Source organism: Paenibacillus tyrphae (assembly GCF_000722545.1).
GTDB lineage: Bacteria > Bacillota > Bacilli > Paenibacillales > NBRC-103111 > Paenibacillus_G > Paenibacillus_G tyrfis.
Genome location: NZ_JNVM01000036.1, coordinates 115,690 through 133,158 on the forward strand (window position 1 = coordinate 115,690; position 17,469 = coordinate 133,158).

General features: G+C 46.9%; 16 protein-coding genes and 3 pseudogenes. 8 read left to right on the plus strand and 11 right to left on the minus strand.

Annotated features, from left to right (window positions below; translation table 11 throughout):
* Position 1: 1 nt before the first annotated feature.
* Together ET33_RS30425 and ET33_RS30430 are read right to left on the minus strand one after the other, a co-directional pair.
* Positions 2-985, minus strand: coding sequence for an alpha-ketoacid dehydrogenase subunit beta (locus tag ET33_RS30425; protein ID WP_036691095.1), 984 nt, complete (start codon positions 983-985; stop codon positions 2-4).
* 12 nt (positions 986-997) lie between these two features.
* Positions 998-2,011 (minus strand): thiamine pyrophosphate-dependent dehydrogenase E1 component subunit alpha, encoded by a 1,014-nt coding sequence (locus ET33_RS30430; protein ID WP_036691097.1) that lies wholly within the window; start codon positions 2,009-2,011, stop codon positions 998-1,000.
* Between the two features lie 1,112 nt (positions 2,012-3,123).
* Between ET33_RS30430 and ET33_RS40050 the strand changes: the two genes are divergently transcribed.
* The gene (locus tag ET33_RS40050; protein WP_179223959.1) at positions 3,124-3,381 is read left to right on the plus strand and encodes a hypothetical protein; all 258 of its coding nucleotides are present in this window, start codon (positions 3,124-3,126) and stop codon (positions 3,379-3,381) included.
* 58 nt (positions 3,382-3,439) lie between these two features.
* On the opposite strand, the pseudogene ET33_RS40510 reads toward ET33_RS40050, so the two are convergent.
* Both ET33_RS40510 and ET33_RS40725 read right to left on the minus strand, forming a co-directional pair.
* Positions 3,440-3,621: pseudogene (locus ET33_RS40510) on the minus strand (SAM-dependent methyltransferase); the annotation flags it as partial.
* Between the two features lie 14 nt (positions 3,622-3,635).
* Positions 3,636-6,653, minus strand: coding sequence for a WG repeat-containing protein (locus tag ET33_RS40725; protein WP_036691099.1), 3,018 nt, complete (start codon positions 6,651-6,653; stop codon positions 3,636-3,638).
* On the opposite strand from ET33_RS40725, the gene ET33_RS40730 reads away from it, so the two are divergent.
* Complete coding sequence (locus tag ET33_RS40730) at positions 6,637-6,984, plus strand: hypothetical protein (RefSeq protein ID WP_407668123.1); 348 nt, start codon at positions 6,637-6,639, stop codon at positions 6,982-6,984. The genes ET33_RS40725 and ET33_RS40730 overlap by 17 nt on opposite strands.
* Before the next feature lie 66 nt (positions 6,985-7,050).
* On the opposite strand, the gene ET33_RS30450 is transcribed toward ET33_RS40730, so the two are convergent.
* The gene (locus tag ET33_RS30450) at positions 7,051-7,938 is read right to left on the minus strand and encodes a LysR family transcriptional regulator (RefSeq protein WP_036691103.1); all 888 of its coding nucleotides are present in this window, start codon (positions 7,936-7,938) and stop codon (positions 7,051-7,053) included.
* 112 nt (positions 7,939-8,050) lie between these two features.
* On the opposite strand from ET33_RS30450, the gene ET33_RS30455 reads away from it, so the two are divergent.
* The gene (locus tag ET33_RS30455) at positions 8,051-9,448 is read left to right on the plus strand and encodes an MFS transporter (protein ID WP_036691105.1); all 1,398 of its coding nucleotides are present in this window, start codon (positions 8,051-8,053) and stop codon (positions 9,446-9,448) included.
* A gap of 85 nt (positions 9,449-9,533) precedes the next feature.
* Here the strand turns inward: ET33_RS30455 and ET33_RS30460 are convergent, their stop codons facing one another.
* Positions 9,534-10,196: a nitroreductase family protein gene (locus tag ET33_RS30460; RefSeq protein ID WP_036691108.1), complete on the minus strand. Its 663-nt coding sequence runs from the start codon at positions 10,194-10,196 to the stop codon at positions 9,534-9,536.
* A 189-nt stretch (positions 10,197-10,385) separates the two neighbouring features.
* Here ET33_RS30460 and ET33_RS30465 point away from each other — a divergent pair, with 189 nt between their 5' ends.
* Positions 10,386-10,973, plus strand: coding sequence for a TetR/AcrR family transcriptional regulator (locus ET33_RS30465; protein ID WP_036691111.1), 588 nt, complete (start codon positions 10,386-10,388; stop codon positions 10,971-10,973).
* Here ET33_RS30465 and ET33_RS30470 read toward each other — a convergent pair.
* From ET33_RS30470 to ET33_RS30480, 3 genes and pseudogenes are all read right to left on the minus strand, one after another.
* Positions 10,970-12,028 (minus strand): NAD(P)/FAD-dependent oxidoreductase, encoded by a 1,059-nt coding sequence (locus ET33_RS30470; RefSeq protein WP_036691114.1) that lies wholly within the window; start codon positions 12,026-12,028, stop codon positions 10,970-10,972. The two genes, ET33_RS30465 and ET33_RS30470, sit on opposite strands and share 4 nt — an antisense overlap.
* Before the next feature lie 25 nt (positions 12,029-12,053).
* A pseudogene (locus tag ET33_RS30475) lies at positions 12,054-13,094 on the minus strand (agmatine deiminase family protein); the annotation flags it as partial.
* Positions 13,095-13,227: 133 nt separating this feature from the next.
* Positions 13,228-13,563, minus strand: a complete 336-nt coding sequence (locus tag ET33_RS30480; protein ID WP_036691116.1) for a winged helix-turn-helix transcriptional regulator — start codon at positions 13,561-13,563, stop codon at positions 13,228-13,230.
* Positions 13,564-13,674: 111 nt separating this feature from the next.
* Between ET33_RS30480 and ET33_RS30485 the strand changes: the two genes are divergently transcribed.
* Positions 13,675-14,067 (plus strand): RidA family protein, encoded by a 393-nt coding sequence (locus ET33_RS30485; RefSeq protein WP_036691119.1) that lies wholly within the window; start codon positions 13,675-13,677, stop codon positions 14,065-14,067.
* 56 nt (positions 14,068-14,123) lie between these two features.
* On the opposite strand, the gene ET33_RS30490 is transcribed toward ET33_RS30485, so the two are convergent.
* Complete coding sequence (locus ET33_RS30490; protein ID WP_036691122.1) at positions 14,124-14,954, minus strand: MerR family transcriptional regulator; 831 nt, start codon at positions 14,952-14,954, stop codon at positions 14,124-14,126.
* Positions 14,955-14,981: 27 nt separating this feature from the next.
* Positions 14,982-15,314, minus strand: a pseudogene (locus ET33_RS30495) (GntR family transcriptional regulator); the annotation flags it as partial.
* 192 nt (positions 15,315-15,506) lie between these two features.
* On the opposite strand from ET33_RS30495, the gene ET33_RS30500 reads away from it, so the two are divergent.
* From ET33_RS30500 to ET33_RS40055, 3 genes are all read left to right on the plus strand, one after another.
* Entirely contained in the window at positions 15,507-16,175 is a 669-nt protein-coding gene (locus ET33_RS30500) for a nitroreductase family protein (RefSeq protein ID WP_036691127.1), read from the plus strand.
* A 211-nt stretch (positions 16,176-16,386) separates the two neighbouring features.
* The gene (locus ET33_RS30505) at positions 16,387-16,752 is read left to right on the plus strand and encodes a hypothetical protein (protein WP_036691129.1); all 366 of its coding nucleotides are present in this window, start codon (positions 16,387-16,389) and stop codon (positions 16,750-16,752) included.
* A gap of 611 nt (positions 16,753-17,363) precedes the next feature.
* Positions 17,364-17,469, plus strand: a 106-nt coding sequence (locus tag ET33_RS40055) for a helix-turn-helix domain-containing protein (protein WP_235206862.1), incomplete at its 3' end; no start/stop codon positions are given.

Below are 17,469 nucleotides of genomic sequence, written 5' to 3' on the forward strand. Positions count from 1 at the left end.
ATCAAAATTCGGCCAATTCTTTCATGGCCCGATATACTTTATCCGGGTTGAGCATGAAGAATTTCTCCATTGGATTGCTGTACGGCATGGCGGGGACGTCCGGACCGCATAGGCGTTTGATCGGAGCATCCAATTCGAAAAGGCATTCCTCGGCGAGCACAGCCGCGACTTCAGCCCCGACGCCTCCCTCTTTGTTATCTTCATGAACAATTAACACTTTACCGGTTTTACGGGCAGCCTCTACAATCGATTCCTTATCCAGAGGATAGAGGGTACGCAAGTCCAGAATGTGAGCGCTACATCCTTCCCGGGAAAGTTTTTCCGCCGCTTCCAACGCAAAATGCAAAGCAAGTCCGTAAGAAATTACCGTGAGGTCTTCTCCATGCCGCTTAATATCCGACTTCCCGATGGAAACGATGTAGTCCGAGTCCGGCACTTCTCCTTTGATCGATCGGTAGCATCGCTTATGTTCAAAGAAAAGCACGGGATTTTCATCGCGGATGGCTGCTTTTAACAGTCCTTTGACATCATAAGGCGTGGAGGGTGTGACCACTTTCAACCCGGGAATGTTGCAAAACATGGCTTCGACGCTTTGCGAATGATAGAGGGCGCCGTGAACTCCCCCTCCATAAGGGGCACGAATGACCAGGGGACAGGTCCAATCTCCGTTCGAGCGGTATCTCATTTTGGCGGCTTCATTCACAATTTGGTTTACGGCAGGCATGATATACTCGGCAAACTGAATTTCGGCTACAGGCCTCAAGCCATAAGCGGCTGCCCCAACCGATACGCCTGCAATGGCCGCTTCCGATAGCGGCGTATCGATAACCCGTTGTTCTCCAAATTCCTCATAAAATCCCTGGGTAACCCGAAATACGCCCCCGCGTACCCCGATGTCTTCTCCTAAGACGAATACCCTTTGATCTCGCTGCATTTCTTCCCGAAGAGCTTGGGTCACTGCATCAAGATAAGAAATGACGGCCATGTCTCACTCCCCCTATTCTGCATAAACGTGCTTAAGGGCATCTTCCGGAGCCGAATCCGGGGCATTCTCCGCATATTCCGTGGCCTCATCGACTTCCATGAGCACCTGGTCATGGATTTCCTTCTCATGAGGTTCATCCAATATCCCCAAATCTTTAAGATAATGGCTGAAGGATACGAGCGGATCCTTCTTCCTGGCTGCTTCCACTTCTTCACGGGAACGGTAGGTTCGATCATCGTCGTCGCTTGAATGAGGAACTAAACGATAGACGACCACCTCGATAAGCGTTGGCCCTTCTCCTCTTTTTGCCCGATCGGCCGCCTCTTTCGTAACCTTATACACTTCTAAAGGATCATTGCCATCCACACTGATGCCGGGAAACCCGTAACCTTTTGCCCGATCCGCGATACTTTCGCAAGCCACCTGCTTGGAATAGGGGACAGAAATGGCATACTTGTTATTCTCGCAGAAGAAAATGACAGGAAGCTTGTGCACCCCCGCAAAGTTCGCCGCTTCGTGAAACTCCCCTTGATTGCTGGCCCCTTCCCCAAAGGCCGTTAACACGACAAGTTTTTGCCCCTCGATCCTTCCAGATAAAGCGATTCCAACAGCATGCGGCACTTGACTCGTTACGACGCTGGACCCCGAAAGAATATTCAGCCGTTTACTCCCATAATGCCCTGGCATTTGGCGTCCGCCGCTGTTCGGATCTCCCGCCTTGGCAAAAGCGGAAAGCATCAATTCCTTTGCCGTCATCCCGAAAACAATGACCATTCCCATGTCCCGATAATACGGACAAAGAAAATCTTTCGTTCGATCTAGCGCATAAGCCGCTCCCACCTGTGCCGCTTCATGACCTTGGCAAGAAACGAGAAAAGGGATCTTTCCCGCACGATTGAGAAGCCACATCCGTTCATCTACTTTTCGCGCCAAAACCATATGCTGATACATTTCAAGAACCTGCTGGTCCGATAAACCCAGCGCCTGATGCCGGTTCTTGACTTGAGCGTTTCCGGTTTGATTCATATCGTATCCCTCCGACAGTAGTGCCGCTGCAAATTGCGGTTTACTTTATTTTTACATGCCGTCGTTCCGATCGTGAAATATATATTGTGCATAGAAACTATGCAAAAAAAATATAGCCGGTTTATTTGCAATAAGCTTTCCAAATCGTCACGATGAACAAAGTACACGCTCTGCATCAGGGGGGGTTCCAAAAGGGAGAATCTTTGTGCCGTTGTAATCGAATGGGATAAACTTTGTGTCACAGTTTTGCGACGTAAAGTTTATCCCTAAAACAAAAAAGACCCTTGTATTACAAGGATCTAGGGCTTGCAAAATGGATTTTTCCTTCATACGCTTTCATAATCGTTACCGGGTTAACCAAAGGCAGCGCCCCATCCGTACGAAGCGACGATTGGCCCAGCGTTTCAGTCTTATAGTGTCCTCTTCAGGAGTCCTCCATATCGCGCAAATCGGCAGTAAGTGGATAGCACGTACCCAGGAAATCAAGACCGGCACATCGGTGCGAACTTACCACATGTCACCAATCCATACATTCGCTCTCTACTTGAATATCCTGAGATTAAGAGATATCAGAATATATGTTCTCTATGAAAATTCAATAATTGTAAATGGCAATTTGTCTGCCCACAGGATGATTTCCGGATTCCAAGAAAATGCACGGATGAATCAGCAGCAAATACCGTGGCTCTCTTAATGAGTTAGCATATAATCTAGTATATCCTTTGAAAGGAGGAGAATCACCAATGGGTGAAACAGGATTAACTGGTTTGACAGGCCTCACTGGCCCAACTGGTCCAACGGGACCCACTGGTCCAACGGGACCCACTGGTCCAACGGGACCCACTGGTCCAACGGGGCCCACTGGGCCTACGGGACTCACTGGGCCTACGGGACCCACTGGGCAAACCGGACCCACTGGGCAAACCGGACCCACTGGAGCCGGTTCTGCTGCCACAGGCACGCAAGGAACAGTGCCTCTTTCCATTACCACCGCAGGCACGGCAGTTACCGCACTAACCCTTTCTGTCCCTGTCACCGCCGCAACACCTCACATTGTCGTTGAAGGTGCAGTTACGGTCAACATTAGTTTTACTTCTGTGCTTACTGTTGCTTTGAACCCGACGATTACGGTCAACTTGCTTCAGGATGGCGCAACCGTAGCAACGACATCCAGCTCCGATCTGCTTGCCATTACGCTTCTTGGCGCGTTCAGTCTTACTCGCACCATTCCAATTTCGTTCTTCAACGGCGCGATTACTCCAGGCACGCATACGTATACGGTGCAGGTCATCGTCTCTGGTGTTGTAATCTCTATCGGAACGACGGCAACTATCACTTATTCGTCTCTCAGCGCCATTACAGCAACCTAATAAAAATACAGAATAACGACTAGACCCTCTTTCCTTTTGGATTGAGGGTTTTGTCGGTTTACAGACTTTCTCCGGTGTACATGTTCTGATCCTGCAATCGAATCAGTACCTTGCCAAATCGGCCGCCCTGCCGGATTTCCACCTTGTCTGACGGATAAGTCCATTCCAAATACTCGGCGACGATTTGCCGTTCCGATCATCCGCAGGCAGACCCATAATTTTAAGCCAGTCCATAACTTCCGCAGGGGATACGATCAGAGCATTGCGCTGGAGTTTCTGCTAGCCTCAATCATCCGCTTAATCTGATCGGTCACCTTTCGGGAATACATCTGGTCAAACGTCTCAACGGGAATCTCTTGCGCCAGCAGCGGTCTGAGCACATCCGCTTCAAACTTATCCCAATCATCCCGAGTGTAGATAAAGGTGCCGAACCCTTTTCCTGGAGTAAAGTACATATACTCTTGACTATGGTCGTCCATCTGCGACAAGCCGCAGATCTGACAATGAACCTCCAGCCAGTACAATTCTTTCTGCGTCAAACGCTCCTCGAACTCCCGGCGCACTCCCCACACATCACTGATTAGTGAAAACATCCCTTGAATTTCCATAGGAGGCACAAGTTCCGGATATATCTCTTGTACAAGGCCAGACACCAGCATGAATTGACGTAGTGCATCCGGCAAGGCAAACCCTAATTCCTCTTCGGCCTTCGCAATCATGTCTTCCCTAAACGAAAGGGAGAGAATGGGCCCGAATTCCTTTTCCACTTGCGAGTTGAATTGGCTAAATGTTTCGTATGCCTTGTGGTACCGGGTCACTGCCTCCATGGCAGTTTCCAGTGCAGGTGCCTGTACATACTCTCGATCGACTTCATGGCTGCTTTTCACAAATACCTGATACTCTGCCGAGTTTATCGTTTTAGCCAGTCGAGGCTCGTCTCTCAGATACGGTGACCCGATGGTCTGCATCCGCTGAAGAAAAGCAAATGCCTTCGCTTTCTCAGTGGGATCAAACTCACTCAGCTTCAGCAGCACAAGCGCTCGGGTGTCATAGAAATATTCAAATACCGCTTCACCCTCATTCGGTTCCACCGCTTGGAAGCAAGCCTTTACATGTTCCCAGGCTGTCAGACATTCTTCTTTGGTTGTGGCGTGCTCCATGAGCTCCTGTGCGAGCATATTATGGCAAGCGCGCAGCGTTTGGCGAGGCTCCGGCCGGTAGTTGAACAACATCCTCGGGGAGATATAGGCAATCGCTTCGCGGCAGGTCTCGAGTGCTTCTTCTACTCGACCCAATTTATACAGCGCATGCCGCTTACAGTCATAGATCCAGCTCATATGCGTGACATCCACATCCGTGGAATCTGAGGCGAGCTCCTCCATTTGGAACACCAAATCGAGAACTTCCTCGTGCCCCTCCTCATCCATATGAGCCTGAGCCGCTTTCACCAGCCTCTCGAACTGATCGAGATCGAATGTCTTGTCATTTTCTTCGGTTCCTTCCTCGTTTGACCCGTATTCGTGCTCGTCATCCTCCTCATCGTATTCCAAGTCCTCTCTGTATCCTGAAGCAAGCCACAGCCGGTGGACAAAATCGCCATCGCCATATTGAGTGAACCATTCCAGCACCAGATACTTGCCGTTCACTTCCCATACCTTGCTAAGGTTGTTATCACCCCAGCGCAGCATGATAGACGCATCGGGCAGCGGGTCGCCAAAAGAATCGGAAAGACGCTCAGCGATCACTGAAAAATACTGTTCAAACGCACTTCTTTCCCATTCTCCGAGAAAAGGGTAATGCCCGTAATGCTCCTCGCTTACATAGGTGCCTGCCAGGACCTCCATCGCGCCTCTTTTTTTATGCTCGTCGATCTCATCTTCATCTTCTTCCGATAGATCGTACACATCCCGTTCATACCAGTCATAGGGATAAAAATCTCTAGGTTCCGCATCCAAGAGTGCTTGTGCGGCAGCCGTAAGATCTCCCTCCCAATACTGGTTATCCTCAAAATGCTGGGCAGGCTGCTTGCGCAAAAACGGACTCTCCACCAAAAATGTATCCCGCTCTCCTTCGTTTTGCCATGCGATTCTTCCCTCAGCGTTGAATAGTTGCAATAAATGCTCCTGCGGATTCCCCGTCTCCTCTACCCGCAGTCTGCAAACTTCCCTTCCAGCTGCGTCCACGTAGACGACTTCGCCCTTCCGGATAAGAAACGGAGCCATTCCCTTGCCGCTATAAAAGCCCATCACCCAGCCTTCATGATCCGTCAGCGGCTCCAAGTAAGGCATCTCCCGGAACTGGCCGTCCATCGTAAGAATCCCCCATTTATCCTTGCGAAGAACGACGCTGGCGCCACACTTATGAAAAGGATCGGCCCAAGCGTACTGTGGCGGGATCACCATCGTACCGGTACGGTCGAAGAAGCCGATACCTCCGCCATAAGGCACATCTTGTTTTGCCAGTCCGCACACCATTTGGTCCGAAATCGACATTCCCTCGATGACCACATCGCCATTTGTATTGAGATAGCCCTTTTTTATGTTCATCATATCGGAATAATCACTGAAAAAAGCGAGCCCGTCTTCGTTGAACTCTTCGATACGTGAATAGGTCGGCTGCACGATCCATTCGCCTTGCGTATCGATCAATCCCCATAGTTTACCTTTCCTTGCAGGGGCTATGCCATCGCTCGTATACATGCTGACATCCGCAAATTGTGGGGGAATCCCCATTTCGCCTTTCGTATTGATAATCCCACAAGAGGAGCTCCCCTGCTTTTTCACAGCAGCTAGACCGATCGGCGAAAAGAAGCCTGCCCCTTCAAAAGGCCCTTCGATAACGACTTGTCCCGTACAATCGATATAAGCATAACCATTGTGCAATCGAACCGCCGCCAAGCCTGCGTTAAATGGCAGCGCATCCTCAAACTGCGGTTGGATTTTGATCTCCCCGTTTAAGTCTACATAGCCCCATAGACCTTCTTTTTTGAATCTGGCCATGCCCTCCTCGCCAAAAATACGCGCATCCTCCAAAGTCGGCTCGATCAACCATCTGCCGTTTTGATCCAGATACCCCCATTTTTCGTTTAAGTCTTGAGCAGCAGTAATGTAGCCCTCTTTACCATTTGGAGTGAAATTATGTACTTTAAGCAAATTCGGCTCGCGAACAAGATTTCCATTAACGTCAATCAATGCATAACGTAGCCCGAGCGATTTTTCAAATGGAAAACGTACGACATAGGGTGGATGAAACGCGTTGCTATTTTCCGTCATGACAGCTTCTCCTCTGTGTATTAAAATAGTTGATTCTTTTGTAAATACTATCTATCGCTTGCAAGAAAACGTCGCCCGCTTGACGACAGCGCAAGTGGAGGATATATTGGCTAAAGAGCTTGAGCGGACCATTTTGCAAAGGAAGACTTTAAACAAGAAAATAAAGGGAGCTGATTATATGATTAGCATGGATGATTTGGAAATAACCTGCCCTGAATGCAATGGGAAAGGTGAATCGGAAGGAACACCATGTAAAAAGTGCGACAGTAAAGGAGTAATACTTACATCTCTTGGACAAACACTTCTGTATTTTATTAAAAAGCATACCTAACATAAACGGCGAATGAAGACCTGGCTGAGTCATCGGTTCAGGTCTTCGGTTCGTTGTGCAGTATAATTAAATGGTCTGTTGGGATAGCGCCTCAAAATATTGTACAACGACCTCGCGGAATTCCAGAGCAGCCCGCGAAATATACCGGCTCTTGCGCCATAATAAAGCGATCTCCCGTACCAATTCGTGATCCTCTACCTGAAGATAGCGAATATCTTCCCGTGGATTCCTTGCCGTGCTTGGTATGAAGCCTATGCCAATCTCTGCTTCCACAAGAGCGCTTAGCCTTGCAGGCTCATTTCCCTCATACACATATTTGGGCACAAATCCAGCCGATTGGCATACGGAGTCCACTAAATCGCGAGTACGGTACCCTCTCTTTACACCGACAAACCATTCATCCTTAAGTTCCGTCAAGCATACGCTGCTTCGGTCTGCCAGCCGGTGCCCCTTTGGAACAGCAACAAGAATGGGATCATAGTACACGATTTGACATTCAATGTCATCCCCTTGTACAGGAGGCGAGGACAAGCAGAAATCGACCTCTCCTCGATGAAGAAGCGTAACCATTTCCTGCGTGGTCAGCATTTGCACGTGAAATTGGATATGGGGATGCTTTTTCCGAAACTCTCGAAGAATATTGGGCAGCTTGCTTGCATTGGTCACCGCCAATTCGATTGTGCCATGCTCCGGGCTGGACAAATCGCTAAGCTCCTGCTTCCCCTGTTCCAATTCAAATAAAGCCCTTTCCGCACGGCGAAGAAATCTGCTTCCGTACTCATTCAATCGCAGCTTCCTCCCTGTTCGATCGAAAAGAGGGACCCCTAAATCCTCCTCCAGGCGTTGAATCGTTTTGCTTAGCGACGATTGAGTAACGTGCAGACTTCGTGCAGCTTCGGTCACATGTTCCAATCGAGCTACCGCGAGAAAATATTGCAGTTGAAGAAGTTCCATCTCGCACCCTCCATCATTCCTTCGTGTCAATGAAATCATAACATAAAATGCGTTGGAGTAAATACCCGAATTCAAGTACGATATCTTCAAAAGACTTTGGGGGGACTCGAAAATGAATGCTCGCAGCAGGTGGTTGATGATTTCCGTTGGACTGGGGGTACTACTGAACCCATTAAATTCCTCGATGGTTTCCGTTGCTATTCCCAGGCTGCAAAATGTATTCCAACTTAACTTTACCGTTGTTTCCTGGATTATTTTTTCCTTCTACATTGCGAGTGCTATCGCTCAACCTGTCATGGGAAAGGCCAGTGATTTATTCGGCCGCAAGAAGATATTTCTTACCGGGCTTGTTGTAGCTTTCGTTGCCTCCTTATTAGCTCCGCTATCACCAAACTTTGGGTGGCTCATCGTGTTCCGCATTGTGCAATCCATCGGAACGAGCATGATGGTTTCCGTTGGAATGGCCATTGTGCGAATTCATATTACGGAGAAACAAGCGACTGCGCTGTCCGTTTTGTCCATATTCCTATCCGGAGCGGCAGCCATCGGACCCTTTATTGGCGGAGTTTTGATTCACTGGTGGGATTGGCCCGCTATCTTCTTCGTTAATATTCCGTTCGTGGTGGCGAGCTTTCTATTTGCTTGGAGGACGATTCCTAAGGACGAACCGTCAGCCTCCGTTGCACGCAACATGTCCTTTCGTAAATGGTTGGATTTGATTGATGCGTCAGGGGTTCTGCTCTTCACCGTGGGGCTGGTTGCCCTACTCGTTGGATTACTGTCGGCAAAATCATCTGGGCATGTCTCATTTTGGTATGTCATTGTCGGGTTGATAGGCCTCGTGCTACTTGTGGCTTTCATACGACATGAGTTAAAAACGCCGTCACCCTTTATTCCTTTGCGCACCTTCGCCAAATATCCTGCGATCACTTGGGTCAATGTCGAATTCATACTCGTTAATGTACTTTTTTACTCGATCTTTTTTGGGCTTCCTTCCTATTTGCAAACGGTACGTCATGTCAGCGAGTTCCATACAGGGATTCTCATGTTAAGCTTAGGCTTATGCTCGCTCGTTGCTTCTCCAATAGCAGGACGATGGATCGATAAATCCGGACCCAGACCGGCGTTGCTCGTGTCCGCAATGCTGATGATATTCGGGTCCGTGTGGATCGTGACATTGAATGAATCTTCACCGGTTATCAGTGTGTGTTTGGCGTTAGCAGCATTCGGTATTAGCAACGGGTTGAACAGTGTCGGTATGCAAGCGGCCTTGTTCAAAAGTTCTCCAAAAGAAATGATCGGTGTAGCATCCGGAGTATTTATGACGTCGAGATACCTGGGAACCATCCTCTCTTCTTTGTTGATAGGTATCGTCATGGGAGATAAGTTTAGCTTTGGGGGATTTCGTTTGCTGGGGATGATCCTCACGGTAATTGCATTGTCCTTGGTATTCATGAGCTGGCGGCGCCGGGAGTCAGGGAATTTGGAAGAGCTTGAATTTCACAAATGAACGCCTTGTTGGAATTAGATGCGCAGAATGTAAAAGACCTTAGCTTGCCGTTGTTTACGCGGCTGCGAAGGTCTTTTGCATGTTCTTATTCGTTAGGCATTTCGTTAAAGAAAGCTATATCCTCGATTGGCAGCCTCACCGTCGGATGACCGGGCTTCGCCGCCTTGCCGATGGCGATCAGCATAACCGGAGCATACCGGTCTGATATGCCGAAAGCTTCCGTGAACTTTTGTTTGTCGTAACCGGCCATCGGTACCGTATCGTAGCCTTTGGCGCGGGCGACAAGCATGAGTTGCATCGATACTAGCCCGCCGTCGGTATAGACGATTTGGCGAATGGCCTCGGGCGGCATGCTCGAATACATGCCGGTATAGCGCTCAACAAACGATTTTGCCGTATCCGCAGGCATGAAACCCGCATCGACAGTCTGCCCGTAAATCTTCTCGGCCATCCGGATGTTCTGGAGGTCTCCAAGAACGGCAATGACAGCCGAAGCCTCGACCACTTGCTGTTGGTTGAATGCGATCGGAAGCAGCTTCTGCTTCAGCTCCGGCGAGTCGATAACGAGAAACCGCCACGGCTGCAGGTTAGCGGCCGAGGGAGCCAGCGTGGCTTGCTGCAATATTTCGGTCAATTCCTCCCGCGAAATCTTGACCTCGGGATCATAGCCACGAACCGACCGGCGTTCTCGAATAACATCAAAAAAAAGTTGTTGCTCCATCGTTTGCGACGGTTGTGAAACGGACATGGTTCTCTCCTCCTCTTGGAAAAACGGCATTCAGCCTTCTGTATCAATACAACAGCAGTTGTTTGAACAACACTTGTTGTATTTATATGTTATAATACCAACCGAATGGTATGCAATCAGCAATATCCATTAACCGTTGCATAGACAACACTGTTACTATAATGTCGTTTTATTTGGGAGGTCTTAACCATGACAATTCAAAAGAATGAAGCTGATCCTCGTGTGATACGTACACGGCGACTCCTTCAGGACGCTTTCGCTTCATTAATTCAAGAAAAAGACTTTGAATCGATAACGGTTAGGGATATTGCAGAGCGGGCTACTGTAAACAGAGCGACTTTTTATGCGCATTTTGCAGATAAATTCGAGATTCTCGAGTCCAGACTAACGGATTCTTTTATGACCATCATAAATCGTAGAATAAGCGGTCACGAAAAATTAAATGAAGAAACAATTCAGAGTATTTTTCTGGGTGTATGCGATTTTCACAAGGATCTAAGCATCATGTGCAAAAGAAAGTATAAATCGCTTGGACCTGTATTCGAACTTCAAATAAAGGAAAAAATTCAAAAGATACTTCTTTCCTTTATAGACAAAGACAAGATGCTTTCGAGTCCACACGCACAATTAATCAATACAGCTTCTATCATGTTAAGTTGGGGTATGTATGGTGCCGCTTATGTTTGGAACAATGAGGGTCGTCTACTACCTGCAGAATCATTCGTTAAACAGACCATGCCCTTAGTGATGAACGGAGCCAAAGAACTGCTGGACTAGGTCTTGTTTGGAACTGAAAATCTGGATAACCGACAGCTTTCCAGTTCTTTCATCTGCACATTGTCGATAATTTCATTTGCAGCCAATCGGCTAATCATAGGGGCCAGCGTAATAGCGGAATGCATAACGGCCAGGTAGAGACCCTTTATCCGATCATGAAATCCAACAATGGGATAGCCATCTTCAGGCATGGGCCGCATTCCTACCTTGATACTTTCCAATTCCAAGGTTTCCCCTCCTTTTAGATGGCGACGAAGGATTTCAAATGCTCTTGTTCCAATGGCGTCCGGCCCATTTTCTTCAGACTCGTCCATATAATCTTCCGCCGCAATTAGAGTATCATCCGTTAGTTGTCTTGCTTCGAATTGCGAATTGGAAATCAAGGTGTGGATTAACTTTTCCTTGGATTTCATGCGAATCATAATAGAAGGCGAAGGAGCGACAGGTACATCGAAGCCTAATGGTTTACAGAGCTCGGGTAAAGCCGCGCCGGTTGTCAGTACGATGACATCAGCTTCGATAAAACCATTTGAGGTACAGACACCGATAACCTGAGTGCCCTCTTCTTTTATTTGCATAACTTTCGTATCAAAAAGTAGATTCGCCCCATGTTCCTCTGCTTTTTTCACCAATCGTTTTGTTGTATGAGTAGGATCTACCGCGCCTTCTCCGTACGCAAAACTAGCTTCTTCCGGATATTCCTTCAAGTTAGGTTCTAATGCTACGATCTGCTGCCGATTTAATTTTTGTATACGAGACTCCTCCATAGTTGTGGGAACTCCCCATGTCAGCGCTCCGTGCCAGTTTATATTTAAATCAGGCAGCTCTTTTTCTAATTCATGATATTCGTCTAACGTCGCATCGTACAAATGTCGAAAATTTTTTAAAACCCGGCCCGAAGGATTAATCCAAGCGAAAGATTTTTCAGTTACTTCACCTGCCGCTGCTGAATTACATTCGATGAGAGTGACATCCTGATTCCGCTTTGATAAGTTATAGGCCATTGACGCGCCGACAATGCCTGCACCAATCACTACAATTTTTTGTTTCTTCATCCTATACGCCTCCTGATCCAAACGGTCATAAACCATGATCTCCAATCGCTGGTTGTTGTTGTGTAACACAATGAATCATCCCGCCATCCTTATAAAGCTCTCTTGCATCAATACCAACCACTTTACGTTCAGTATACAGTTTTTGGATGATATCGTTTGCTGTTTTATCATGAGGATCATTATAGTTAGGTACCAATACCACTGTATTCCCTATATAAAAATTAGCATACGAACCTTTATAATCCAACGTTTCTCCATTTTCTAAAGTGACTTTATTTTGACTGAGCGGCAAATATACATACTTGTAAGACTCGCCTGAAGCATTTTTGGCATTCAATAATGTTTTAATATCTTTGGCTGACAGCCCCCATTCGGCCAAGTCGTTTTCTGAAAATGTAATGATCGTAGATTTGTCGTAAAATTTGGCAAATCCATCAATATGAAAGTCGGTAATGTCTGCACCTGGTACTCCATCTAACCAAATAAAATTCGTAACGCCAAGGCTGCCGAGATCGTTTTCAATTTCCGCTTCGGATAAGTCGGGATTTCTGTTTTTATTCACAACGGAACTTCTGGTTGATAAAAAGGTGCCATTGCCGTCCAGTTCAATAGCTCCGCCCTCTATGACGAGATGATGCGAATCAATTCTTTCCATGCTCAACTCCCGACTGAGGCGCTCACGAAGCAAGGCGTCCTGTGCAAAAGGAGTTTTCTTCCCCCATCCATTAAATCCCGGGTCCCATATTTTTAGATTTTTATTACGGTCATATACAAAAATCGGTCCATTATCCCTTGCCCACACATCATCCGTAGGCACAATAAAGAAATCAATCATGTTCATATTTAGTTCTTGGCTCGTAAGCATTTTATTAATTTTTTCTTTTTCCGCTTGATTATAGGCAACGATGTGAACTTTCTCACCTTCGCTTAAAGAACTTGCCATCTTGATCCAAATGTGCTCTATCCCCTTTTTATAATCTTCGCCATAGGTGTATCCGTGAGGCCATTGCAACCAAGTACCTTCATGTTCGCTTTTTTCATCCGGCATAGTGTATTTATCCACTTTTTCTGCCTCCTTTATATCTTTTCCCTGTCACATTATAAAGCTTCACACGGTGTGAAGCTCAAGTCTCTTCGAGTGACCAGGAAGTTGAGGCAGAAACGTAAACGCAAATTGCCCGCACCTTGGTACAGGGCATTTAATGTTTTTGGTTTTTTACTCCCCACTCACATAATGCTTCCAGAACGGGTAATAATGTTTCCGCTTTATCTGTGAGACTGTACTCGACCTTAGGGGGAACCTGAGGATACTCTTTCCGTTTCACCAGACCATCCGCTTCCAATTCTTTTAGTTGCGAACTCAATATTTTAAAAGTAATAGCTCCTATTTGTCTTTTCAGATCATTAAAGCGAACCGGTTGGTTTTCTGCTAGGAGGTAAATAATCACCATTTTCCATTTACCGCCAATCACTGACATTGTATAACCAAAAGGTGTATCTTGAATATGTTTAACTTTACCTTTATATTTAGCCATACCCTTATTTACACTATCCTTTCGGGTAGTACCTATCAATAAAGTGCGTACTACTTTTTTATTTGTGCTCAGTTTATACTAGCCTTACTTTGAAGTAAAGGAGAGAAAAAAATGACTAATGCCAAAACCTACAATCACGGTGTTGCATGGGAAGAAGCTTTCGGCGTCACCCAAGGTTACAGCGTTAACGGTACCATCTACATCTCGGGACAATTTTCCCACGATATGCAGGGCGCATTCGTTGGCGAGGGTGATATCGAGGCACAGACCCGGCAGTCGCTGGAGAACCTCGATCGCGTGCTGGCGGGATTTGGTGTCACGAGGTCGAACATTGCTGAGATGGAAGTCTTTCTGACAAACCCGCAAGAGCATTTCGAGCGGTTCATCGTTCTGTATAAGGAGTATGTGGGCGACCATCGGCCGGCCGCCACCCTCGTCGGCGTGTCGGGTCTGGCGTTCCCTCACCAACTGATTGAAATCCGCGCCGTCGCACACACCAGCTAACTCGGCCACCGCGGTCGGCGCAGCGCGGGCGGTCGGGCTTCGAAAAGGCGCGACCGCTATTCGCGCGAATCGGAAGGGTTGGATTCAGCCCGTTTTATAGCAATCCCAACTTCAGTGACAAATTCATCTTTATCTATTGCGGCAGACTCATCTGCATAATACCTTTCAATAAAAGGGCCGTCTAAACGGTATCCGTGCGAATGAGCCCAGTCATATAGAGCGCTATAAGCATAACTAATGCTGTCATAATTCCCCATATGTATTGTACCGATATAATTTGTTTCTTCAAAACATTTGATCCTCGAATCTTGAAGCTCTCTTTCTAATAAAATGGGTTGACATACTTCGACGTCATATTGATAAACATCGCTTTCCTCCACAGCATGAAAAATAGAAAAATAGTTGCCGGTTAAAACTGGATTCATTTTGTTTACGTGGTTATGAAGTTGTTCTATTAACAACTCTAAGCCGGCTTCATCTACAACTTTTCTTAAGCAAACAGCATGAAACGGTTTCCTCACTCCCCAAAACACATCATATGCATTCACCCTATTTTTGGTTTTCTTAGGTTCAATATAGTTTTTCATTTCCTCAATTACATCCATATATTCAATTGCTTTTTCATTTAATTCAGCGATTTTATGTTGAAATCTATCTTTAATCGCTTCGGGATCCATTTCTAGGACATGCTTTATTTCATCCATTGAAAAATGGTATTTGCGCAGTAATTTTATTTTACTTACCGTTTCAATATCATTGTTCGTATAGTATCTATAACCGTTCACTTCATCTTTTCTTGGCCTTAATAGAGATTTCTCATCGTAATATCTTAGCATTCTTTGGGATATTTTATTGATTTTCGAAAATTCCCCGATTTTATATAACAACTAAATCACCTCTTAACTTCATAGCCTTTTTGAAGTGTCTACAGCTTTGTTCAAGCAGTGCTGGAAATCCAAATACGGAAACACGCCCGGATCCGGCGACGAAGAGGCGAAATCGATCGTCTTGCTCTCTGTGACGTTGGGCCGGTTCCCCGGCTTTTCCACCACGTAATAGCCGCTTTGAGCAATCGAGTAAATGGCGTGTTGTTTCTCCAATTCCGCGTAGGCCCGAGTAATCGTGTTGACGCTGCAGCCGTACAGCTTCGCGGCATTGCGGACCGAAGGCAGCTTTTGACCCGAAACGAACTGCCCTTCGTTGATCTTTTGCTCCAGATCGGAGAGAATATCCAAATATTTTTTCATTCCGCTCCCTCGCTTTCCTCTAGCCATAATATTACAGTCAGTCAACTGTATCAATACACTTTGGAAAATAGGCTATTGTTCCAAGCTGCAGATCGGCATATTATGTCAAGTAACGGATTCAAGTTCGCGAACACGATCCCGACTTTTCGCTTAGTTATGAACATTATTTATTCAAAAGGAGTCGATTGGGAAATGTCATCCACTGCAAAAACCGATTTTTTCACGCTCTTCCGTGAACGCCATTCCGTCAGACATTTCGATGCATCGTACAAACTCAGCGAACAAGAAATCAAGGAGCTTCTGGAACTTGCGGGCAGCGCCCCGTCGTCTTGGAATCTTCAGCATTGGAAGTTCATTGCCTTTACCGAGGCGGCAGCCAAGGAAAAGCTGCTCCCGATCGCGAACGACCAAAAACAAGTCGTCAACGCTTCCGTTACCGTCGCCATACTCGGGGACCTGCAGGCCCATCGGAATGTCGAAGCCGTATACGGACCAACCATCCAGGCCGGATCTGAAAATGCTTACGCAGGCTATTCTTCCCATACGGCCATGATCGCTCAAATCGAAGAAGCTTACGCGGACGATTCTTCCTCCTATCGGCGGGACGAAGCGATTCGCAACACCTCGCTGGCCGCTATGCAGCTTATGTTCGCCGCGAAGGCAAAAGGTCTCGACTCGGGCCCGATGGTTGGCTTCGATGCCAACGCCTTCGTCCAAGCGTTCCATGTGCCGCCGCGTTACGTTCCGGTCCTGCTCGTAGCCATTGGCAAGGCGGTTGTCCCCGCCCGGCCTACTTCCCGCTTCCCGGTGGAGCAGACGATCATCTGGAATGGGTTTGAGCCCGATATCGCAACTCTCTGAAGCCCGGAGTCTCTGCACATCACACTGACAATCTAGACAGCACATTGATATAAAGACTTCGCCGCGAAGCACAGTGTCGTCTTTGACAAGCCCTTCTACGCGCAAAAACGCTGCCTGATCCGGCTGCGTTATATTTTTAGTACGATAGGTTATCTACATCGCTTATCACTCTTTATTTATAGTTTCAATAATATAAATGCGAGGGGTACTTATGAGAGTAGATGTTTTTGTTCCAACGATTTCGACGGAAGAACAAGTCCGCTTTTATGTGCAGGAGCTGGGACTCTTTGCCGTTGGGCAAGACTATGGCATGGGCAGTATCCTGCTTAGACACGTCGATAGCCCTTCGTTTTGCATATTGCTTCAGCCCGGGTGCGCACCGTCTATTGACAGGCCTCTCTTCTGCATATCGACCGCCAATTGTCGTTCAGAATTTGCGCGTCTGTTAAGACTCTCTTTTGAAAAGGGAGGGCTAGTTCCGGCGCCAGACGGGTCTGTGCAAGTGTTCGAATATCCGCTTGGAGAAAGCATATCTTTGAAAGACGCGAGCGGCAAGTGGCATCCAAATGCTTTTTAAGTATGGTGGTGGGTGAAGCATAAAATGAATTCTCCCCGCAGCTTGCTGTGGGGTACCTTATCTTCCCTATACGCTTTACTCATTACGACCCGTTGATACCTCAGGCAATGATCTACTCAATCGTTGTTCTGCTTCAATAATTCTATATAGATTAGGCCTTTTAACCGCTAATGTTGCAATGTATTTTTTACATAGTATTTTGTACATATGTCTTGAAGCTACTCGCGGCTTGTCCTGCCTAGAACGGATTCCAGATGTTCGTCAAGAACGACGTTCGTTATGATGATCCGCGATGGATACGTTTCCCCCTCCTCTTTCTTTCGATGCCTTTTTGACGATGCGGCACGAGGTTACGGCTGGCGGATTGTCTCTGACAACTCCTGCACAAAAAAAGACATCAACCCGGTTTTGCTTCAGGTTGATGTTCTTTTGACCTAACGATATTCAGGGAAGGTTGTATCATTAAATTGAGACACAAACTTCCCCTTCCACGATTTGAACAGAAATAAAGCAGAACATACTGGCCGACTTTTTTATCGTTAAGGCTGAGAAGACTCCCTCTTCGATAAGGGGGAGATGAATCAGCATCCCTTGTGTATGCATGCGAACATATGTGCTATAATTGTCATGGAATCACCAAAGGAGGTAAATCCCTCTTGTTACATCATAAAGCTTTTCGCTTTCGCATCTATCCCACGGAGGAGCAAACGACGCTGA